This window comes from Achromobacter colocynthidis (assembly GCF_057334535.1).
Genome location: NZ_JBHFIZ010000027.1, coordinates 15,394 through 34,800 on the forward strand (window position 1 = coordinate 15,394; position 19,407 = coordinate 34,800).

23 protein-coding genes are annotated in these 19,407 nt (G+C 63.8%); all 23 read right to left on the minus strand.

Annotated elements, in window-relative coordinates; translation table 11 throughout:
• Positions 1–31 precede the first annotated feature (31 nt).
• Entirely contained in the window at positions 32–544 is a 513-nt protein-coding gene (locus tag ACE04A_RS11530; protein WP_448715540.1) for a lysis system i-spanin subunit Rz, read from the minus strand.
• Positions 541–1,020: a hypothetical protein gene (locus ACE04A_RS11535; protein WP_448715542.1), complete on the minus strand. Its 480-nt coding sequence runs from the start codon at positions 1,018–1,020 to the stop codon at positions 541–543. The genes ACE04A_RS11530 and ACE04A_RS11535 overlap by 4 nt, the downstream gene beginning before the upstream one ends.
• Entirely contained in the window at positions 1,001–1,330 is a 330-nt protein-coding gene (locus tag ACE04A_RS11540) for a hypothetical protein (protein ID WP_447988345.1), read from the minus strand. The genes ACE04A_RS11535 and ACE04A_RS11540 overlap by 20 nt, the downstream gene beginning before the upstream one ends.
• Complete coding sequence (locus tag ACE04A_RS11545) at positions 1,317–1,733, minus strand: M15 family metallopeptidase (protein WP_448715543.1); 417 nt, start codon at positions 1,731–1,733, stop codon at positions 1,317–1,319. The genes ACE04A_RS11540 and ACE04A_RS11545 overlap by 14 nt, the downstream gene beginning before the upstream one ends.
• A gap of 59 nt (positions 1,734–1,792) precedes the next feature.
• On the minus strand, positions 1,793–4,144 hold the full coding sequence (locus ACE04A_RS11550; RefSeq protein WP_448715545.1) for a hypothetical protein: 2,352 nt from the start codon (positions 4,142–4,144) through the stop codon (positions 1,793–1,795).
• A 57-nt stretch (positions 4,145–4,201) separates the two neighbouring features.
• Positions 4,202–7,093 (minus strand): host specificity factor TipJ family phage tail protein, encoded by a 2,892-nt coding sequence (locus ACE04A_RS11555; RefSeq protein ID WP_485820134.1) that lies wholly within the window; start codon positions 7,091–7,093, stop codon positions 4,202–4,204.
• The gene (locus tag ACE04A_RS11560) at positions 7,090–7,434 is read right to left on the minus strand and encodes a hypothetical protein (protein ID WP_448715547.1); all 345 of its coding nucleotides are present in this window, start codon (positions 7,432–7,434) and stop codon (positions 7,090–7,092) included. Before ACE04A_RS11560 ends, ACE04A_RS11555 begins: the two co-directional genes overlap by 4 nt.
• The gene (locus ACE04A_RS11565; protein WP_448715548.1) at positions 7,431–7,949 is read right to left on the minus strand and encodes a DUF1833 family protein; all 519 of its coding nucleotides are present in this window, start codon (positions 7,947–7,949) and stop codon (positions 7,431–7,433) included. Before ACE04A_RS11565 ends, ACE04A_RS11560 begins: the two co-directional genes overlap by 4 nt.
• Positions 7,942–8,433 (minus strand): hypothetical protein, encoded by a 492-nt coding sequence (locus ACE04A_RS11570; RefSeq protein ID WP_448715549.1) that lies wholly within the window; start codon positions 8,431–8,433, stop codon positions 7,942–7,944. The genes ACE04A_RS11565 and ACE04A_RS11570 overlap by 8 nt, the downstream gene beginning before the upstream one ends.
• Positions 8,430–11,129, minus strand: a complete 2,700-nt coding sequence (locus tag ACE04A_RS11575; RefSeq protein WP_485820135.1) for a phage tail tape measure protein — start codon at positions 11,127–11,129, stop codon at positions 8,430–8,432. Before ACE04A_RS11575 ends, ACE04A_RS11570 begins: the two co-directional genes overlap by 4 nt.
• 24 nt (positions 11,130–11,153) lie before the next feature.
• Positions 11,154–11,444 (minus strand): DUF1799 domain-containing protein, encoded by a 291-nt coding sequence (locus tag ACE04A_RS11580; RefSeq protein WP_448715551.1) that lies wholly within the window; start codon positions 11,442–11,444, stop codon positions 11,154–11,156.
• 17 nt (positions 11,445–11,461) lie between these two features.
• The gene (locus ACE04A_RS11585; RefSeq protein ID WP_448715552.1) at positions 11,462–11,791 is read right to left on the minus strand and encodes a phage tail assembly chaperone; all 330 of its coding nucleotides are present in this window, start codon (positions 11,789–11,791) and stop codon (positions 11,462–11,464) included.
• A 12-nt stretch (positions 11,792–11,803) separates the two neighbouring features.
• The gene (locus ACE04A_RS11590) at positions 11,804–12,424 is read right to left on the minus strand and encodes a phage tail protein (protein ID WP_485820136.1); all 621 of its coding nucleotides are present in this window, start codon (positions 12,422–12,424) and stop codon (positions 11,804–11,806) included.
• Between the two features lie 147 nt (positions 12,425–12,571).
• On the minus strand, positions 12,572–12,994 hold the full coding sequence (locus ACE04A_RS11595; RefSeq protein WP_448715554.1) for a DUF4128 domain-containing protein: 423 nt from the start codon (positions 12,992–12,994) through the stop codon (positions 12,572–12,574).
• Positions 12,991–13,389 (minus strand): HK97 gp10 family phage protein, encoded by a 399-nt coding sequence (locus tag ACE04A_RS11600; protein WP_448715555.1) that lies wholly within the window; start codon positions 13,387–13,389, stop codon positions 12,991–12,993. Before ACE04A_RS11600 ends, ACE04A_RS11595 begins: the two co-directional genes overlap by 4 nt.
• Entirely contained in the window at positions 13,386–13,781 is a 396-nt protein-coding gene (locus tag ACE04A_RS11605; RefSeq protein WP_448715556.1) for a hypothetical protein, read from the minus strand. Before ACE04A_RS11605 ends, ACE04A_RS11600 begins: the two co-directional genes overlap by 4 nt.
• A gap of 249 nt (positions 13,782–14,030) precedes the next feature.
• Entirely contained in the window at positions 14,031–14,516 is a 486-nt protein-coding gene (locus ACE04A_RS11610; RefSeq protein ID WP_448715557.1) for a DnaT-like ssDNA-binding protein, read from the minus strand.
• A gap of 62 nt (positions 14,517–14,578) precedes the next feature.
• Positions 14,579–14,926: a hypothetical protein gene (locus ACE04A_RS11615; RefSeq protein WP_448715558.1), complete on the minus strand. Its 348-nt coding sequence runs from the start codon at positions 14,924–14,926 to the stop codon at positions 14,579–14,581.
• Between the two features lie 9 nt (positions 14,927–14,935).
• The gene (locus ACE04A_RS11620; protein WP_448715559.1) at positions 14,936–15,904 is read right to left on the minus strand and encodes a major capsid protein; all 969 of its coding nucleotides are present in this window, start codon (positions 15,902–15,904) and stop codon (positions 14,936–14,938) included.
• Positions 15,905–15,930: 26 nt separating this feature from the next.
• Positions 15,931–16,533: a hypothetical protein gene (locus tag ACE04A_RS11625; protein ID WP_485820137.1), complete on the minus strand. Its 603-nt coding sequence runs from the start codon at positions 16,531–16,533 to the stop codon at positions 15,931–15,933.
• Between the two features lie 122 nt (positions 16,534–16,655).
• Positions 16,656–16,898 carry a hypothetical protein gene (locus ACE04A_RS11630; RefSeq protein ID WP_448715561.1) on the minus strand — a complete coding sequence of 81 codons (243 nt, stop codon included), beginning with the start codon at positions 16,896–16,898 and terminating at the stop codon, positions 16,656–16,658.
• Between the two features lie 5 nt (positions 16,899–16,903).
• Entirely contained in the window at positions 16,904–18,016 is a 1,113-nt protein-coding gene (locus tag ACE04A_RS11635) for a phage minor head protein (protein ID WP_448715562.1), read from the minus strand.
• Positions 17,988–19,406: a DUF4055 domain-containing protein gene (locus ACE04A_RS11640; protein ID WP_448715563.1), complete on the minus strand. Its 1,419-nt coding sequence runs from the start codon at positions 19,404–19,406 to the stop codon at positions 17,988–17,990. The genes ACE04A_RS11635 and ACE04A_RS11640 overlap by 29 nt, the downstream gene beginning before the upstream one ends.
• Position 19,407: the final 1 nt, after the last annotated feature.

Sequence of the window (19,407 nt, forward strand, 5' to 3'; positions counted from 1 at the left end):
TCGCTGCACTCGAAAAGCACTGCGGACGACTCTAGCGCTGCCTTGCCTGGCACACCTCCAATTGCGCTGTCACTTGCCGGATTCCAGCCCGAAGGGCGAAATAATCCGATCGAGCAGCTGGATCAAGTTCGGCGCGGGCTCCATCACCCATGCGGGCGCCGGCTCCGGCTTTGGGCACTCCACTGCGGGCGGCGGGGCAGGTGACAGCGACGTGCAGCCGCTGGCGCCCAGCATCAACATCAGCCCGTAGGCCGTCATCCTGAACTTGCGCATTGCGCATACCCCCATAAGCGGCCCATTCGGCCTTGGCATTCCGTTCGTTGATCTGACCGACTTCGGCCACGCGCCGCTCAAGAATCTCGCGCGCCTTGCTCTGTGACTCGGCGACGCCGGCCGACTGATCGGCCTTCATTGCGGATATCTCGGCGCCGTAACGCCAGCTCTGTGCCTTCCACGCCGCCCCGCCCGCCACGATCGCGCCAACAACCAGGGCCGCGGCGTAACCCTTCCATCCGGCCAGCGTCTTGATAGCGTCGGTGATCATGGCGTGTTCAACCAGTCAGGGACGCGCGCGGGCGCGGCCGGCGCCGGCGGAGTCAAGGCCTCTTCCACTTTCCGCACCGCCGTGCTGGCCGACTTCGCCGCGGCCGTAGCCTTCGTCGCTGCGGTTCCAGCCTTGGTCGCCGCGCCCTTCGCCGCCTTGATTGCGCCCTCAGCCGCCTCTGCCGCTCGGTCCACTTTCTCGGCGGCTTGCTCGGTGGACGTAGTGATCGCCGGCAACCGCTCCTGAACGATGAGCATGATCTGGCGGTTTATGTCCATGAGGCGCTGTTGCTCCGCTTGATGGCTTGCGGACATGCTCGCCACCTGCACATCGGCGCGCGACATCCCCACTAACTGGCCGATGGCAAAGCTTCCACCGACCACGAGCAGCAGCAGCACCCACCCCTCTACGTGGCTGACCACGCGCGGGTGCTTGCGGTGTAGGCGGTCGATTGCCTCACGGATTCGGATTGGCATTGATCATCTCCAGTTTCGCCTGCATGTGCTCCATGCGCGTTTCGAGCCGGGCGACCTTTTCTCGCAGGTCGGCCACCTCTCGATATGCATCATTCCGTTCTTTGGCGAACATGTCGGCGCGCGCGTTCGCCGCGGCAAGCTGCGTCGTCAGCATGTCGATTACCTCCACCCGCGCCTCGTCGCCCGCCCGCTCGACCGAGTCCTTTGACAGCCACCGGCGCAGCATCAGACCGCCGCCCACAATCGTCGCGGCTATGGCGCCAAGCCAACCGCCGATACCCCCGCCCGCCAAGTCTTCAGGTAGTTGCACGGCGCACCCTCCAATCGCGAGGGATCTGGAAATGAGGGCCGTCTCGCATTTTCCAGTCGCCGCCCCATTCCACCGGTACACCCAGTTCGGTGGCGCAGGCCTTCACTACGTCGGCCAGGCCCTTGAACTTGGCCCAGTCGTTCCACGGGATGGCATCATCCACCAGCGGCGCCAAGTCGACCGCGTGGCCGAGGCCGTCCGCCTGCGGCAGGTGGTAGCTGTTCATGGTCTGGCTCGCACCCTTTGCGACATGCTCGCGCTGTTGGGCAACGGTGCGCACACCTTCCACCACAAGGAAATCAACGGGGGTGCGCTGAATTGCCAGCTTCACCACGTCGACCAGGTCCGGGTGCACGCCTGCTAGCCGCGAAAGGCTGCGCTGCGACAGTTGAAACTTGCTCATGCTCGCGTCCCCTATAGACGAAAAAAAGCCCGCCGAAGCGGGCTGATTAAGCTCGGTGCTTAAACGATGACCGTCTCACCCGTTGATCGTGCCTCTGCAATAAGGCGCGCGTCCCCCTGGTTGAAGGTCAAGCTGGAATCTAGGCTCGCCGAAACAGCATTGATCTGCTGCCAGGCCCAGCCCCCCCGCCATTCATAGGCCTGACCAGAAGCCAATGGGATGCCAGTGTCGTCGACGACAGCAGCGTGATAGAACTTTGTGTTCCCTACGCCACCACCACGGATCAGGGGTGATGTTTCTTGGACGTGCCGGCCATCTCCAATTTCGAACGTACGGTCCATCCATGCCGCGAGTTGACCGTTTTCGCCATCTTGGAACACAACCGCCCAGGCATTCGGGGATGAGGCCTTAGCCCCCGTATTGGTCACGCTGGTGAATGCGACTCGGGTGTTGGCTTTCCCGTAATAGATGAACGTGCCCGACTGATAGCCGACCGTGAAAGTTTGCGGACCGTTGTCCTGAAAGACAAGCACGTCTTCAAGCGCAAGTACGTGTTTCTTAATTCCCACAAGCCCAGGGTAAATGTCATAGCGGCAGGTCTCACGCATTACGTACCTATCGAGCGATGCCGTGTTGAATGCCATGACCTCGTTGATTGAGAGAACCTTGATGCTGCTAGACACGCCCGCCGACCCGGCGACCACCGGGGAACCATCGGCCATTACGATGAACGCAGCATTACGACCCGTGGGGGTTCCACCCGTACCGCCGTCCGACCCGTGGTTTCCTCCGGTGTAGATCTTGGTCGTGCTGCCATCGCCGCCCGCCACGGCTTCCACAACGAACGGCCCGGTCCAATCCCCGCCAGCGGCGGTATCCACGATAGTGGTCCACGTTGCAACAGCAGGATCCCCCAACGGCGCGCGCAAAACTCGCCGGATATCTGGGATGCCGTTAGGTCCCTTGGGGCCGAACTCTACGCGGGTGAGACGATCGCCGCTGCGCCATACCGCAGCAAGCGTTCCGCCGTTATCTGCCGTGTACGCCCACCAAATGCCGATGTAATTCCACGCTACAGAGGGGGTTGAAGACGTTCGAGGGAGATCTACTCGCGACCGATCAATGGTCCACGACCATCCGGCGTTAGCGTTGCTCGTGTAGGCGTTAATCGGCGTACCTTCGGCGGGCAATTTACTTGCGTCGCATGTGATTTCGATTCGCAAGCCTGGACGCGACGGAGGAAAGAGGCGCACCGTTTGAATCCCCCCGGATCGCGTGATTTGCTCCTGCGGGCCAAACTGTGAATCGGTGTAGCTCATGATGACGTTAGCGACTGGAGTGGTCGCGTAACTCGCTGCGTCGAACTCCTCAATAATCCAATCGTATGCGCTGACGCCGCCGAGGACCGCCCCATTCTGCTGGTACGCGACTCGATAGAGCTTCGTTGAATCACCGTTGACAACGTGGACGTCAAGCAGCAGGTCATTCATCTGAGAGTTGGCGAGTGACGTCGTTCCACCCCGGTTTGCAACTGCCAACGGAAACGACTTGCCTGAATTGATAGACATTGAGTCTTCACGAATCGGAATCGCCCGCGAGTAGCAAGAGGGGTCGACGATCCACGACCACGCGGGCCGCGTGTTTCCGCTCCACGCATCAATAGAAGCGCCGGCTGCGGGCAACTGGGCCGCATCCACCGTGATGACGAAGCGCAAGAACGGGCGCAAAGCGGGTGTCACGACAACAGTTTGGATTCCGCCGGACCGGTTGATACTCGGGGCGGCATTCGAGTAATGGTGGATCTGAACTGCGCCGGCATCAGTCGTCGCGTAGTCGCTTTCGTTGTGTTCCTCGAGAATCCAGCCGTATGGGTAGTCCCCAACCACCGCCGCTTCGTTTCGCTGATAGGCGATTCGATACAACTTCCCCGCCTCTGCGCCTTGAACGACCACCGATAGAATCAAGTTGCTGAACGGTGCCATCTCGGCCGAAACGGTGCCAGACCGACTGGCCGACCGCAGAGGGTACGGCTTACCCCGGTTGACAGCCAGGGCGTTCAGCGCATTAAAAGCGGCGAGACTGGCCGGTTGTAATCCGGAAACCGCCCACGCTGAACCGTTCCAGACGTAATACTGATTATTCGCCGGCGTAGAGTCGTTCGTGACTTGACCTGGCGTACCGACCGACTGAGACGTGTCGGCATTCATTGACGCCCGTGTCAGGTAGGTCTTCAGGTTCGCGGCGCTAGCGGCTGCTTGAAGTGCCTCCAACTTGATAGACGATAGATTGCTGACGTCATTACCGATGCGATTGATGTTAGGGTCACCAACGGCACCGTTGGAGAATTTCTCCAAAGTACCCGCATCGACGCTCGCGTCCATCAACTCTTGGGCAGTGATGTATCCGGCCATTTGCGACTCTCAATAAAAAGCCCCGCACTTGGCGGGGCTGTGGTTTAAGGCTGTTCTTTAAGGGTGGAAGTCCAGGTCGTTCTGGTAATACCTGGCGTCGTAGTTGATCGCCTTCAGCGGGATGGTCCCGTCTTCATTGGGCGCATCCTTCTCGGTCAATATGAAAGGCTTGGCGGCCCGCGTGTCGCTGGCCTCGGTGATGATGTAGCCGGTAGCGTTGTAGCCCTCGCCACGGCGGATAATCGGCGTGCGCGGATCGCGCTCCAGCAGCGCCAGGCGCGCGGCGCCACCAGGGCTTACGCCCATGCTTTCAACCAAGCCGTCGCTGTTCTGCAGGAAGATCACGTAAGGGCCGGCTCCCCATTCGAACGGCTGGGACAAAGTCACCAGGCGCCCGTCTTCCTCATCGACGCCCAAGATATCGCCGTCTTGGCTCCGCGCCAGCGTGTTGTCGGCGCAAAGGATCCGCTCACTGACGCGCAACAGGTTCGCTTCCGGCAACCCATCGAACTCCGTGGATTCGTCGTGATAGCGGATCTTGTTCCAGCGTCGGTATGCATGGATGGTGGCTTGCGCTTCCATCCGCACGCCCACCGATTCCACGCGCAGCGGGTTCACGGCTGACCTGTCCGCCGGCAGGTAGATCGTCACCGGAGCGTCATTCGCCGGGTCGATCCATTGGAACTCGACGCCGTCATATTCGTCGTCGCTTCCTTCGGTGCGCTGTTCAGACCCAGGCAGCTTGTTGCGGTGGTAGAACAAGACCGTCGCGTCTTCCGTGGCACGCTCGAAGAACAGACGGATGACGCTGCCGCGACGATAGGCCCGGCAGTAGACCGCCTCCGCGATCATCGAAAGCGTCTCCTCGAAACTGAGGTTGTCGCTGTCGATGGTGTAGTCGAACCGCGCCACATCGACGCCGAAGTAGTCGCGGATTTCCTGCGCCGTCGTATAGATATTGTCGAAATCCACCTCGGCCGGCGGTCGGTTACCGATGAGCGGGTCAAGGCAGATCGCCGATATGATGTCGGCCACGTTGGTGGTCGGGTACAGCTCGGTCGTGAACGTCGAGCCAGAAATCCGCTGCGGCAGCTTACGGGTCACCAGTAGGTTCAGCTTGCGTTCCTTTACCGCCAGCGCGCCGTCCGTGGCCAGGGTCACAGACTGCACCGTCGTCACATCGCCGAAGTGCGTCTGCTCGACCGACGAGCAGGCGTACAGGTCGCGCCACTTGATTTCGTCTACGACCGAGCCCTCAAAGTCGGTATCAGAATTCGTCAAACGCCGCGCCCGAAATCGCCAGCGCGCGCTGGCCGCACCCGTGAGCTGAGCGTCCAGCGTATCCGCCCGAACCGAGCGCGTCACTGCGGACCCCGAAATGGTCCTTTCGAAGGCCAGCACATCCCCGTAGGGCGTACCAGAACCATCCACGCGCTGGGCTTCTATGCGGTAAGCCACATCACGGCGGTATTGCTGGCGTCCGTTGTCCTTGTACAGACCATTCAGCGCTATCACGTTGGAAATGATGCGGGTGATCGGCCGTACGCTCTCCACAATGAACCAGCCTACCCAGCGTTCACCGGTCGTGGTGATCGTTGGGTTCAACACTGCCGACTGACCGCCGTAACTGTCCTGCATCACGGTCCAGTCGGGATTTACCGCCGAAGGCGTGTTCAGCGTCAGCAACCCGGAGGTCACCGTGGTGACGGCGTAGGTGCCGGACAGGTCGAATTGAACAATGTCCGACGGCCTTGTCAGCGCGGGGGCCCCTTCCACGTCGGTCGGGGCTGTACGAAAGGCATTCCAAGCCGCTGAATTCTGAGACACATCAAGCCGCAAGCGCGTCACATCAGTCCCAGACAGGTAGCTGACACTCAACACGCCATAGATGCCCGTAACGTTGCTATTTGCCGTGTATGTGAAATCGCCGTCCCCGCCCGTGGTGTCGGTCCACGTCACGTATCCGTTAGACAGCGTGAGGATTTGGCCGTCCGACCATTCGGATGCATGGTTACCAGCGAAGTCAACTTCGCCCCATGAAGGCGACGTTGAGGGATCGGTCCGGAAAACGGCGCCCGCTGGTGGCGTGTAGGTAAACGTCCCTTGCGTCTGCCTGGCGTTCTGCACGGCGATCACGTCACCAGGGATAAACAGCTCGGAAAAGTCTAGATCTGCATCCTGCGAGACAATCTCATTCGGCGACCTGAACACCATGCCGCGTCGGATCACGCTGCCAAAGTCCTGAGGCTGTAGGGACTGCCCGTTGACGCTGTTCGCGCGCTTCGCCGTCGTCACCGGCAAATTGATCGCGTTCCCAATCCGCAGTTGCGGAGCATGGCCGCTATTCGGCGACGTGAACGGCGCGTAGACCTCCACCGATGCCCCAGGGATTTCGGCGATCAGCGTGGTGTCGTCGCGCACATCGTACACCTCGTGGGCGCCGCGCCCGACGCACATAAACGAGACTTCCTTTTCCACATGGTTCTCGAACACCAGGTAGGGCTGCGCGAGCAGGTCCGGGGTTGACCGGACCTGCCCATAAATGTCAGGTACCCGGCCATTGACGCGCACCTGGTTGGTGCGCTCCGAGAGCCCATTGTTCGGCGATTCCTTCTGTACGTTGCGAGCGGTCTGGTTCGGCGGATCCTGCGCCAGGATGGACGTCAGGATCATGGATGCGGCGGTCGTGATCAGCGCCACCGCCAGAGCAGGAAGGAACTGGGGCCCCAGCGGATAAGCCTCCACCACGAAGGGGCCAGGCAGCGCACGCAGTTCGGTGATATCAGCAGGCTTCTCGGGCCGCACGGAGCGCCCGGTCGCCATGTCGGTGATGCGGCAGCCCGCCGGCAGGCGCGGCCCCAGCTCCGCCTTCAGAAAGGCATGCAGGTCCGCCACCTGATACGTCTCGCGCTTCCCGTCCGGTGCCCGGTATAGGTGAACTGTCGTCATGCGTAGAACCTCATGTTGCGATACAGCGCCGTCTGCGCCTCGACCGGGAAGAACGAAGCGCCCGATTCATTGATGTGAAGCAACCGCCCACGCACGCACACGGCGATATGGGCCTCACCTTGAAGCGTTTCCATAAGAGCGATAGATGGCAGCACCGAGGGGCCTGGCAGCTTGCGCATGCCGCGAAACAGCGCCGACAGCCGACCAGCGGCCAAGTCCTCTTCCTTGACCTCGTGTAGCCGGCGGTCGCCCGTCAAATGCTCCCAGGCCTCGGCGGCGAAGTGCAGGCAGTTGTACGTCTTCCGGTCGTAGACTCGGTACAGCAGGAAGTCGATGCTCACAGGTACCCCAGCAGCATCGGAAACAGGTCCGTGCGATACAGCATCCCGGTCTTCGTGACGTTCGCCTGCGGCGCCATGCTGTCGAACTGCGCGCCGTCGCGGTTCCTGACGATCTTGCGCGCTTGCAACGTGACCGGCCCGACCATCGGCGATTCCAGGTCATCCGAGCGGTAGGCCCGGTACCGCACGGTCGGCGGGATCGTGCGCAGCGTGCCCGCCTGGCGCGCGCGCTCGATTTCGTCGGGCAGGATCTCGCCCAGGTCGCCCAGGGTCACCGATATCCCGAAGTCCAGGTTGCCGCGTTCCTCCAACTGCCTAAGCCGCATGGGCACGTACTGCCAGAAGACCAGTTCACCGGACTCCAGGCGTGCCCAGAACCCCTCACGGTAATGCGACTGGAGCCGCCAAACTTGAGAGAAGGCCGGCTGGCTGATTTCCAGGGTTTCCAACTCGGCGGTGCTCTGCGGCGCTCCGAAATAGAAGTCGATGTACTGGGCGTCGTTGTCGTCAAGCATGGGGCAAGTCCTCGTTCACCAACTTCGCCAAAAGGTCCAATATTTCCTTCGCGGCCGGGATGCTGCCGTAGACGGCCAGCATCATGACCAGCGAACCCCAGTAATCCAGGTCCGCGTCGTCGTATTCCTGCAGGCGGTCGACCTCCAGGGAGACGGACACCGTGAAAACGTCCCCAGACACCGACACGCGCGCACTGCCAGGCATAAAGTGCGTCACATAGCGCCGCTTCCGGCTTCCATCGATAACTAGATCAGCCTCAAAGGGCTCGCCGCCCGCACGCTCGACGTTTCGCATGAAGCCCATGAAGGCGTCGTACTCTTCCCCGAACAGGGCATAGGTCGCAGTCACCATGTGCGGGGTCCCGCGCAAGCCCGCGCGATAGCGACCACTGCCACCGTCTAAGGCGATGCGCTGGGTTCCATCGCCCGGCTGGATGCCATAGCCCGCCTGGATGGGTTGAAACGGCAATACGGGGTAGGTCATCGCTTACGCGCCACGTCAAATGAGTTGGTCATCGCCCTCGATGGGCGCGAGTTCGGCCGGTTTAGCTGGGTCTCCATCATTCGCGGGCCTTGTTCAAAGACCTGATTCCGCGCAATCAGAACGATGTCTTCATGGCTCCAGCTCTCGACGGTGTAATCCTGCGGCGCGCCAAGGTTGTTCACCGTGACCTTGGGCGGCGCGATCGCAGGCGCGGCGCTCGCGCTGCTCATGACGGGCGGCGCCATGTCGTCGAGGGAGAGCCGGCCGAAGTTGATCTTGTCGAGCGTGTCGCGGCCAATCCGCCGGGTCGCGTCGGCGTTCAGCACGTATTCCTTGCCGTGAACGATGCCCGTGGGCTCGCTTTCGTCCTTGTCGCCCGTATAGCCGCCGGTAGACAGAGACAGCGGCAGGCCGGCGTTAACCCCCTGCGTGGCCGCTGCGACCTGGCCAGCAGTGGCGGCACCGCCACCACCGAAGCCTGCGGCCAGCCCCTTGACGATGCCGCCCAACCAGCCGGACAGCGGCCCCGTCATCCCTTGCCGGATGGCCAGCCGCGCGATGTCCGCCAGGATGCTCTGCACCAGGCTGGCGAAACTGATCTTGCCGGTAGTCACGAACTGGGCCAGCGCGTCTTCGGCGCCATTGAAGGCATCCGCGAAGGCGCTGCGCGTGCCCGCTGCGACGTTGGCCGCTTCCTCGGCATAGTCATTCAGGCCACCGATCGCGCCGTTCTTCCAGTCAGATTCCAGATCCGCGACCTGCGCGTAGTAGTCGGCCTGCTGGGCAAGGCGTTCATCCAGGCTCTGCTTGAACACGCGCACGCGGTCGGCATAGCCCTGCGAGGACAGCTCGCCGGCGGCCTCCTGCTCGGCCGCACGGTTCACCTGGCGCTGAAAGTCGCGGTAAATCTGCTGCTGGGCTTGCAGTTGCTCACGAAGGCGCGGGCTGGCCGTGAAGCCCTCCAGCAAGTCGTTGTAGCGTTCCTGGTCAGCCGCAAGCGTGGCCTGCGCCGACGCCTCCAGCGTCTTCAGGTTCACGGCCTCCTTCTGCAACTGGATCTGCTCCGACAGGCCGGCATTGCGCTCCAACTGCTGGCGGATGGCCGTCTCGTTGGACAGCACGCTCTTTTCGTCTGCCGTGAGCTGGTCCTTCGCCTTCAGGTCGGCAATGCGCTGCTCGAACTTGACCAGATCCTGGCGCGCAGTCGTGATCTTGACCGCGCTTTCAAGCTGCGCGCGCAGTGCGGCTTCCTGCTGGCGCGCCTGCTCCAGTTCGCGCACGCCCGCGGCGACTGTTCCGGCGCCGCCCTTCGGTCCTGCGAACTGCTTCTGGATCTGCGCCACCCGGTCGGTGTGGGCCTTCAGCGCGTCCTGATATTCCTGGCTTCCCTGCGAAAACTCAGCCGTGGCCTTCTCGAAAGCTTTGTTCTCCGCCTCAAGCGACGCGGCCAAGGATGTGCCCTTGCGCGAGTCGACATAGCTGTCGAGGTCCTTGCGCGCCTGGATGCCGCGCGAGACGGCGCCCGCCTGGTCGGCTTCTGCCTTCGCTGCCGCGTTCTGCCACTTCACCAGATCCTGCAACCCGGTGAGCTGCGCCCTCAAGGCCGCCGCGCGCTCCTTGTGGAACATCGAATTGCCGATCTGATCCAGTTCCTTCTGGATGTCGCCAATACGGTCTTGCGGCGTCAGGTCGCGTCCGATGCCGAGCATCGCGTCCCAGGCGCCCTTTGCTACGCTGGTCACGCCGCGCCATGCCGACTCAAGCAGGCCGATGTTCTGGGCCACCTGCGCGCTGCGTTGCTCCATCGCCTGCGCATACGTGGATAGCGCCAGCCTGGCCGCGTCGTGCATGCGCCCTTCGTCTTCCAGCGCCTTGATCTGGTCGTAAACCGCCAGGGTCAGGAAGTGATAGCGCTCGTTCAGCTTGGCGATGGCCTCGGTGGGCGCGTCGGCGATCCGCTCATAGTCCTTGACCATGTCGTCGACGCTGCGGCCGGTGGCCACCTGCGCCACCACGGCGGCCCGGCCAAGGTCCTCGATCGATTCGCCCGCCAGCTTCCCCGTTGCAACCAGCTTGGCCAGTACCTCGGCCGCATTGCCGGTCGTCCCCCGGATGTCCGAAATCCGCTTCGCCATCGCGGCTAGCGCGCCCTCAGTGACGCCGGCGGCGTTGCCAGTCATGACGATGGCGGCGCTGAACGCACGCGCCTCTGCGGCGCCCTTCTCATACGCGACGGCCAGCGCTACCGCTCCGGCGGCGGCCAGTGTGAACGGCGTAATCAGCCCGGCAACATACCCGCCCACCGCACGGATAGCCGGCCCGACGCCGCCGAACATGTCTTTCAACTGGCCGCCCTGCTGGAGCAAAACCGTAAACGGCGACTGCCCGGTGCTCAGGCCCACCGTGATATCGGTAATCTGCGCGGGCAGTATGCGCAAGGCATTGTTGAGCTGCCCGGCAGACATGCCGGCACCAGTCGCCGAGACACCCAAGGCCTTGTTTGCTGCCGTGGCGGTCTGCGCCGCGGTGGTGGCCTCCTTGGTATTGACGGCAAGCTGCTTTTCCGCCTTGGCCAGTTCCTCGACAGCTTGCTCGGTCTTCTGGCTGGTGACGGCCAACTGGTCGAGCGCAGTATCGGCGGTCTTCGCCTGCGTGCTGTCAACACGCAGGACAAGGGAGGCGACTTCATCAGCCATATGGCACCGTTCAGCCCGGCAGGGCTATTTCCTGTTCATCATCTGGAGCGCGGCGGCTTCCATCACGCGCACTGCGTCGAAGACGTCGATTTCGTCCTCGGGCGGAACCTTCAACACACGCATGACGCACTCAAGGGCGCCATAGTCCAGCCCGGTCGGGCCGCTGAAGCCAATGCGCCACTGGGAACCCATGGCCGAGAACACGACCTTGGGCACCACGTTTTCCGGCCATAGCTCGATCACCGCGACGGGGAAGTCATCAGGCCGGAGCCCGAATTCGGCCAAGGTGGCCTTGTTCGGTTCGGGCCGATACAACTCCTCCGCCGCGGCGATCAGTTTTTTCGGCGGGCCTGCGTCAGTTCCAGGGAGTAGGCCAGCACCAATGCAGGCACGGCGCCCTGGTAGTTCTGGAGCAGCAACTGAATGGCCTCGTCGCAGAATTCCATGTCCGGGCCTTCCCAGCCGGCGATCATTTCGCGGATCAATGCGACGTCCTGGCTCGCGTCCGACTGCTCGGCGCGCTCCATGAAGTCCTTCATTTCCTCGCGCGACTTGTGCTTGAAGGTGACCTTGATCTTGGCCGGCTCTTCGCCGTGCCGGGGAATTTCCACCGGCACGGTGAAGGTCGGGGCGGGCTGCAGCTTGAAAATGGCTTTGCTCATCCCGACCCCTTGTTACGGCAGCGGCGCGTAGCGCGTGAATTCCGACGTCATGGAGAACGTCGCGGTGTTCTGCATGTTCTGGTCCAGCGTCATCGACGGGTCAGCGTCGAACGACGGGTAGACCAGGTAATACAGGGCATCGCCGTTCGGCAGGCGCGCGCGCAGCACAACGGTGTCCTTGACCGCGTCGGCTTCGCGCAGGGTCTCGTACCAGGCCAGCGCCGGGTCATAGTCCAGCGTCAGCGTGATGACCTTGGCGTTCTTGAAGGTCGGGCGCTGGCGCTGACGGCTGCTGCGGTCTTCGACGTAGCGCCACTGGAAGAACTGCTGCTCGCCGCCGGTCTTTTCCACGCCCGTGACTTGCGACAGGTCCACCCAAGTATTGACAGGGATCACCGAGCCCGCGCCTTGGCCGGCCGGGTAGCGCGTCGTGCTGGTGGTGTCGATACCTTCCAGTTCGAAGGTGCTGGCGCTGGCGTTGGCCGAACGCACGACGCGCTCGTTCAGCTCGGTCCAGCCAGATTTCGCGATCAGGATGGCGCCGTCAGTCGGCGGCGTGGTGGCGGATGCAACTGCCGGATTGGCGTTGGTGATGGCGGACACGGCCAAGGCCGTACCCAGGACGGTGGACACCGAGAACACGGTGCCATTGGGGAATAGTGCAGAAATGATAGTTCCTTAGGAGGCCTACGGCCCCTCATCGAAGCCCAGAGGGCAATAAAAAACCGCCATGCGGCGGGTTCCAGTTGCGCCCTTACGGGCCATCGGCTTGAGCCGAATTCAGTCGGGGTAAAACTGGACGTCGTAGCCCAGAGATATGGGCACGGTGTGGTCGGAATCGCCCGTGGTGGGCTGGCCCACGCTGATCGGGGTACGCACGCGCACGGCAAGCGCGCCGGACGGAATGCTCAGGTTCACCGGGAACAGCGCATCAAGCTCGCCCGCGATCTGCTCTGCGGCGCGCGACCCGCTGCCGATCGGCAGCACCGCGTTCACCTGGAACACACCGCGATACTGCCGGTGGTCGCCGGCGGCATCCCGGCTGGTGGTCGCGGCGGGCATGACATAGGCGCGCAGGTAGATCCCAGCGGCGGGCGGCGTGAACTTGGTGTTCTGCCAGGCCACGGGCAGCGCCGGTACGCGGGCTGCGGCCCAGGTGTTCAGCCGGATTTCAAAGGCCTTGCGGATCAGGTCCTGGCTCATTTCTTGGCGTCCTTTGCCGCCTGGCTCACGTACTGCTGGAACTCCTGCGCGGTCAGCTTGACCATGCCCTGGGGCGCCTGCTTGGACCAGCCGTTTTCCAGCCGGACGGCATAGGGCAGCGAGTTGGATAGGTAGGTCACGCCGCCCGCACCGGTACGCTGAATCTCAGCCACCAGCCGGTTCAGCGTGACCTGTCCGCCGCGATCCACTGCCACCGACGTGGCGCGCTGAATGCCGGACGCCGAGAATTGCCAATTGGCCCGAAACCGCCCGGTGTCCACGGGTGACTTCAGGATCACGCCCTGCGCCAACAGCACGGTTGCCTGGCGCGTCGCGGTGTCGATGTTTCCCTTGGCCCGCTCAACGAACTTGGCGATGTCGGCGGCGAAGCTCATGCCTTCCTCAATTGCAGTTCGAACAGCAGCACGATCCCGGCCGGCGCCAGCGGCTTGACCGTCACAACGCGCCAGGTCGCGCCCAGCGCCAGCACCAGGTCGGCCGACTTCGGCTCGATCATCGGGCCGCCTGCCGCCAGTTCAGGCGCCAGGTAAAGCTGCTTGTCGCCCGTCTCGATCACCGAGCCGGCCAGGTTGGCCAGGCCTGCGCTTTGCGCCGAGTAGTCGAACAGTGCGCCGATGCCGTCGTTATCGACCGTGGTGGTGGGCGCTTCACCCAGCTCAGGGTCGTATTCACCCGTCACGACCTGGCGCACGGTCACCGGCCCGCCGAACTCCACCAGCAGTTCCTGGGCGGTGGCGGCCATTTCGGCATAGTCGAAGGTGCTCATGGCCGCACGATCTCCACAGCCACCCGGCCAAAGCGACGGACCTGCTTGATGGCGTCACCCCGAGCATTGATCACCACCATGCCGCGGTCATCCACCTCATCGCAAACAACGACGCCGCGCCGGGTATCCGCCATAACGCAGTGCGTCACAGGCGCCCCATCGAGCGTGACCAGAACACGCAAACCACGGCGGCGCAGAATGCTGTACGCCCGGAATCCGGGACGCCCCTCGTGTACGCAAAATCGCATATCAGCACCTCACCAGCTTGACCGACGATCCATAGGACGACAGCCAGCGGCGCAGCATGGCCGTCACGCCTGCATAGCGCGTCTGGCCATCGTTGCGCGCGCCCTCGGCGGTGGCGTACTTCGTCGTGATCGGGCCCACCGTCTTTTCGATGGCGGCGCCGGCCGTGGTGCTGCTCACGTCCTGCCAGAGCGGCCCCTTGAGCGCGCGCGCCGCCAGCTCGCAGCAGGCATTCACCACGGCGGCCGGAACGCGGCCCTGATTGACGGTACGCGGCCATTCCAGCGCCTGTTCCAAGTACAGCCGACTGCCGACGAATTCATACGCGCTGTCCAGGTAGGACGTGGCGTTGCGCAGGGCGGCTTCCAGGGCTGAGTCCTCGCCGGCGAATGCCAGGCCATGGGCGGCGGCGTAGGCTTGGCAGTCGGCCACGCTCACGTAGCTGTCGGCGTTCGGCAGGCCGGTGCCATCTTCGACGATCAGGGGCATAGGGTTATCTCCACAGGCTGACGGAAACCCCCGCGTGAGCAGGGGCGACCGTCAAACAGCGGTCAGGTGGGCTGAGCGTCCAGCAGCGCGGCCAAGTCCGCCTTGAGCGTCACGCCCTCGGGGATCTGGATCTGCTTGGCGGCCAGCGCATCCTTGATCTGGTCGACCGTCAGGCCGTGCGACGGCAGCGGATCGCCGCCGCCGTCCGCCTTGGCCGCTTCGGCCTTGACCTTCGGCCGGTACTCCGGCTTCAAGGTGACCTTGGGCACGTCCTTGGCGGCGCCTTCGCGGCTGTCGGTGGCGTTGGCATCGATGATGCGCACGCCAGCCTTGGCCGCTTCGGCCTTGACGTCCTGCTCGTAGCGGTAGAACGGACCCGCCAGGTACCAGATGGGCAGCTTTGCTTTCATGGTGTCCCCTTAGATGGAAGCGTCACCAATGGCGATAACGCCAGCGGTGTGCTTGATGTCGGTGGCCACCTTGTCCCAGTTGGTGCCCGTGGCCAGTTCGGCGTCGGTCGGCGACTTGCCGCCGTTGGCCTCGTCCCACGTGTAGCCCTTGAGGCCCAGGCCGAAGGTGTAGTCCACCTGCATCGTGGTTTCGATGCGTTCCTTGCCGTTGACGGTGTCGATGTTGGTGATCACGTCACCCGCATCGGTCACCGTCGCGGCGCCCGAGACCAGACCCAGCACCTTCTGCAGGTTGGGCGTGCCCGTGGCATACAGCGCCGGGGCATCGGTCACCACCACGGTCTTGCCCAGGATGTCCACCACGGTGACAGCGCCGTACTGGAACAACTGCTGGGCGTTGGCCAGGTTCTGGCCGATCAGCTTGTGATAGACCTGGCCGGTCATCACGTTTGCCACGATCAGGCTGGAGCTGTCGCCGAACTTGGCGTGGGCGTCGTTCAGGGCCGAGTACGTCAGGCCCAGGGTGGCCGAAACGTCATTGGTGGCGGCGGCCTGGTTGCTGATGGACGCAACCAGCGCGGCGATGGCCGTGTTCAGTTGGTCCTGCAGCAGCGCTTCGGCGAAGTTGCGCGATGCGACCTCGATACCCTCCGCCGTGGGCTTGTTCAGCCAGGTCATCTGACCGGGCTCAAAGCGGATCGGTCCGAAACCGCCGGCAACCTTTACCGAGCTGTGCTTCAGTTGGGTCAGGTCGGTCGGGGTGGCAGTGCCGTTGGTAGCGTAGCGATCGACGCGGCGGCGCGCGCTGTGGATGGCGGCGTAGAACGATTCCTGCAGGAAGTCGCCTTCCCAGCCGCCCGTGGACAGCATGATGGCGCCGCCCGACGCCGCGTTGAACTTCTGAATCTGCTGGCCCAGCGTCTCGATGATCGCGGGCATCATGTACTTGTTGAAAACCTGCATCTGCGAGAGAGACATGGTCGTTCCTTTTGCTTGGTGCGGGGTCAGCCCGCGAGTTCAGGGAATTGGGCGTTCAGGGCGGCCACGCGCTCGTCGCGAGTGCCGCCCATGTTGCCCGAGGTCTTGCCACCACCATTGCCACCCTGGCCGCCGCCCCCCCGGTTCGCGGGCGCGGTGACAAAGTGCTTGCCCTGGTCGGTGCCGGCCCACTCGGTGACGTGATCGGCCAGCGGCTTGTCGCCGATGACCGCGGCGCCGTCCTTGATGGCCGCTTGGCCGCGCAGCATCGCTTTGGCGGCGTCCATGAAGTGCGGAGCCACGCCAGCCTTAGCCAGCGCGGAAGACAGGCCGCCGTCGATCAGGTGCTGAGTCAGGGCGCCGTCCTTGTCGGTCAGGTCCTTGGTCAGCTTTTCGATCTGGCGGGTGCTGTCCTTCGTCACCTTGTCGAGCTTGCTGGCCAACTCTTCGACTTGCGTCTGGAGCCGGGCATGCTCTTCGGGGTCGACATCGGAACCCTTGGCTTTCGCCTTCGCCTGGCGCAGCTCGGCGAGCAGTTCCTTGTTCTTGGCGCTCAGCGCCTCGGTGGCCTCGGCGGCCACCTCTTCCAACAGGGCCTTCACTTCGGGGTCATTACGGTCAAGCGGCATGGTGTTGTCCTCTGGACGGTTGCAGGGCTCAGCCCCAAAAGCAAAAGCCCCACTGGCTCGGCCAGTAGGGCTTAGAAAGAAGAAGGCCCGCGCAGTGGCGGGCCGGTGGGGTATCAGTCAGTTCACTTCAAGACGACGCGCTCGCCATTCATGAAGCACAGCGCGCACAGCAGAACCTTTGTGCCGCCCTTCCAGGCAAGGCCGGATTCAAACACGCCGATGCGCGTCTCGATGACCTCGCGCCCACCGCAGCGGTGGCACTGGATCATGTCTTGCGGCTTCGGCAGGGCCTTGATCCGTTTCCGGATCCGGTCCTTCTCCGTCTCCGCTGGCTTCGGGGCGTCGGGCACGATGTGAAGAGGCATGCGCGCTATTCTACGCCGGCCCGCGCGAACGCTGCAGCATCCCGGCGCCGCAGTTCGTCCAGGGTCAGATACACGCCTCGGTCGTTGTAGAAGCCGTCCAGCTCGACGCCACCCTTACGTAACAGCGCGCCGCGGGTCGGGCCCAGGATATCGTCCTGGATCGCTGCGGGCTGCCTGCGGAGCCAGTCCGCGTAGGTCGTTGTGGCCCGCACTTGCTCGCCCTTCCCGCGCGCGCTGTCTCGATAGTCCTTTGCCGCCCGTGTTCCGATGAGCGGGTCGTCTTCCATGCCCTTGAGGATCGGCACCGACGTGCTGCGGCACTGCCAATGCAACCGCCCCGGCCCGGCTCCCCACGGCACCTTGTGTCCCACCGGCTTGTGCGAATCCGGCTCATACCGCAGCCCGTCCCGCAGCCTGCACATCTGGCTGGTGCGCGAGTCCAGCGTGCTGACCCAGGCCAGCGCGCCGATGATGTCGTCGTTCGCGTCATACCAGCGGTCCCGCGCAAAGCCTGCCGTGTGGCTGATGGCGGTTCGCACCACCGACTCCGCGTTGCGCCGGTCTATTTCCAGCAGGCCGTCAGCGTAGCCTTTCGCCCGAGTGCCGCGCACGCGCTGCACCACCTGCTGGATGGTCTGCCCTTCCACATACCCCATACGCACCGCGTCCCGGATGCGGCGGCCGCGCCCTGCTTCCAGGCCGGACATCCACTCTCGCAGCAACTGACCCTGGAACGGCTGGGCCATGGCACCCGCGTACACCTGGCTGGCCGTCACTCCGGTCGTGGTGAACTCGATGCCCAGGGAGGCGAACAACTGCCCCTGGTAGCCGATTTCGTAGTCGGCCAGGTCGCGCAGTTCCTTGTCCAGCTCGCCGCGCACCTGCTGGTATGCCTCGGCGTTCAACGTGCGAACGTCTTTCAGCAACTCGTCCAGCCGCGACACCGTGAACGCACTGGCCGGCAGGCGCTCCATGGCGCGCGTGATCTGGTCGGCCAGGTCTGCGTCAACCCGGTTCAGCAGCGCAATGATCCGACGCACCGCCCCGTTGCCGTAGCGCACCAGGTCGATGGCATGCCGTACCGTGGCGTCATACAGCTCCGTTTGCAGGCTGGCCATTCGGGCCTCCGATCATGCCAAGCGCCGGGCCAGCCTGTTCAATGCGGGCCTGCTCTTCCTCGAACGTCACGCCGTCGTCGATGATTCCGCCGCGGCGCATGTTGTCGTAGAACGTTTCCGGGCTGATCGCTGCGGCCTGCAGCGCTCCCACCAGGGCGGTCAGGTCCTGCGCGCTCAGGCCAACCGGGAAGAATTCGGTGTTCAGTTTGACCTCGACCGTGGCGCCCGCCGCGCCCGCCCATTCAGCAGCCCAGCGGAACGCCTTGGTCAGCGAGCGGCCCACCCCCAGGGCGATGCCGCCCAGCACGCTGTTCTCGCCGGCGCGGTGGATCTTGGCCGTCTCGGCCGCCTCCGCGTCACGCTTCTCAGGCGCCAGGATGCGCGCGCCCAAGGTGGCCATCATGCCCTCTTTGCGCTCCAAGCTGACCTTGATGCTGTCCAGCCCCTGGCCGGAGAACTCCAGATACTTGGCGTCGGAGTCCGATTCGCTGAAAACCCAGGCTTCGGACGAGCCGATCTTCAGCGACTCACCAGTGCCCAACGTGTGCCCGGTCACCACCGCAGTGGGCAGCGCCGTGAAGTGCAGTGCGTGTTCGTAGTCCGCCGTGCCACGGTAGTGCGACATGTTGACGTCGACCAGGTCCAGCAGCACCGGCTTTTGCGGGTCGACCGCCTCGCCGTTGCGCCCTATCAGCACGAACGGGATATAGGGCAGACGCTTGCCGTTCATCACCGGCGTGTATTCGAACGCTGGCGCATTCAGGTTGTCACGGTAGATGCGCACGCGGTAAAAGCCGTCCAGCAGGTCCAGCACCCGATACTGCGTCTTTTCCTCGGCGGTGAATTCGTCTTTCTGCTCGGTGTAGCACTCGGCTAGCACCACCATGACCAACTGGTTCACGCCACGCACGCGGGCGGTGCGCCAGTTGATGATCGCCTCGGCCTTGTAGGTGGCCAGGTAGGGGCGCATGCCTGCCGCCTGGGCCTGGCCCACCGTCATGAAGTCGCCGCTTGCCACCGGGTAGTCCACCAGCACGCCCACGCGGGTGACGTCGATCACTTCCTTGACGACGTTCTCGATGAACGTGTCCACCGGCGTGCCCGCCAGGTCAGCGTCATCGATCATCGGCTGCAACGCCGGCGGCAGCGTCACGGTAGGTTCCTTGCGGAACACCATGCCGATCAGCGCTTCCTCGGTGCGGGCGGTGGCGCCGTAGAACAGCGCGCGGCCCTTGTAGGCGTCGTATTCGGCATCGTCCTGGCCCGCCAGCTTGGGCAGGTACTTCGTGCCGGCAGCGTGCACGGCATCCTGGCCCTGCAGCGCGGTGCGGCAGCGCTCCCAGCGCGGCCGATTGGCCGTCCAGAGAGAGTGTTTGCTGTCGACGGGCATG

Bases quoted from the DNA above. Each gene is read 5' to 3' on its own strand.
- ACE04A_RS11575 (WP_485820135.1), bottom strand. From the start codon at position 11,129: ATGGCTGATGAAGTCGCCTCCCTTGTCCTGCGTGTTGACAGCACGCAG.
- ACE04A_RS11630 (WP_448715561.1), bottom strand. From the start codon at position 16,898: ATGCCTCTTCACATCGTGCCCGACGCCCCGAAGCCAGCGGAGACGGAG.
- ACE04A_RS11605 (WP_448715556.1), bottom strand. From the start codon at position 13,781: ATGAGCACCTTCGACTATGCCGAAATGGCCGCCACCGCCCAGGAACTG.
- ACE04A_RS11610 (WP_448715557.1), bottom strand. From the start codon at position 14,516: ATGCCCCTGATCGTCGAAGATGGCACCGGCCTGCCGAACGCCGACAGC.
- ACE04A_RS11600 (WP_448715555.1), bottom strand. From the start codon at position 13,389: ATGAGCTTCGCCGCCGACATCGCCAAGTTCGTTGAGCGGGCCAAGGGA.
- ACE04A_RS11625 (WP_485820137.1), bottom strand. From the start codon at position 16,533: ATGCCGCTTGACCGTAATGACCCCGAAGTGAAGGCCCTGTTGGAAGAG.
- ACE04A_RS11545 (WP_448715543.1), bottom strand. From the start codon at position 1,733: ATGAGCAAGTTTCAACTGTCGCAGCGCAGCCTTTCGCGGCTAGCAGGC.
- ACE04A_RS11635 (WP_448715562.1), bottom strand. From the start codon at position 18,016: ATGGCCAGCCTGCAAACGGAGCTGTATGACGCCACGGTACGGCATGCC.
- ACE04A_RS11595 (WP_448715554.1), bottom strand. From the start codon at position 12,994: ATGAGCCAGGACCTGATCCGCAAGGCCTTTGAAATCCGGCTGAACACC.
- ACE04A_RS11570 (WP_448715549.1), bottom strand. From the start codon at position 8,433: ATGACCTACCCCGTATTGCCGTTTCAACCCATCCAGGCGGGCTATGGC.
- ACE04A_RS11550 (WP_448715545.1), bottom strand. From the start codon at position 4,144: ATGGCCGGATACATCACTGCCCAAGAGTTGATGGACGCGAGCGTCGAT.
- ACE04A_RS11640 (WP_448715563.1), bottom strand. From the start codon at position 19,406: ATGCCCGTCGACAGCAAACACTCTCTCTGGACGGCCAATCGGCCGCGC.
- ACE04A_RS11530 (WP_448715540.1), bottom strand. From the start codon at position 544: ATGATCACCGACGCTATCAAGACGCTGGCCGGATGGAAGGGTTACGCC.
- ACE04A_RS11555 (WP_485820134.1), bottom strand. From the start codon at position 7,093: ATGACGACAGTTCACCTATACCGGGCACCGGACGGGAAGCGCGAGACG.
- ACE04A_RS11620 (WP_448715559.1), bottom strand. From the start codon at position 15,904: ATGTCTCTCTCGCAGATGCAGGTTTTCAACAAGTACATGATGCCCGCG.
- ACE04A_RS11615 (WP_448715558.1), bottom strand. From the start codon at position 14,926: ATGAAAGCAAAGCTGCCCATCTGGTACCTGGCGGGTCCGTTCTACCGC.
- ACE04A_RS11565 (WP_448715548.1), bottom strand. From the start codon at position 7,949: ATGCTTGACGACAACGACGCCCAGTACATCGACTTCTATTTCGGAGCG.
- ACE04A_RS11585 (WP_448715552.1), bottom strand. From the start codon at position 11,791: ATGAGCAAAGCCATTTTCAAGCTGCAGCCCGCCCCGACCTTCACCGTG.
- ACE04A_RS11535 (WP_448715542.1), bottom strand. From the start codon at position 1,020: ATGCCAATCCGAATCCGTGAGGCAATCGACCGCCTACACCGCAAGCAC.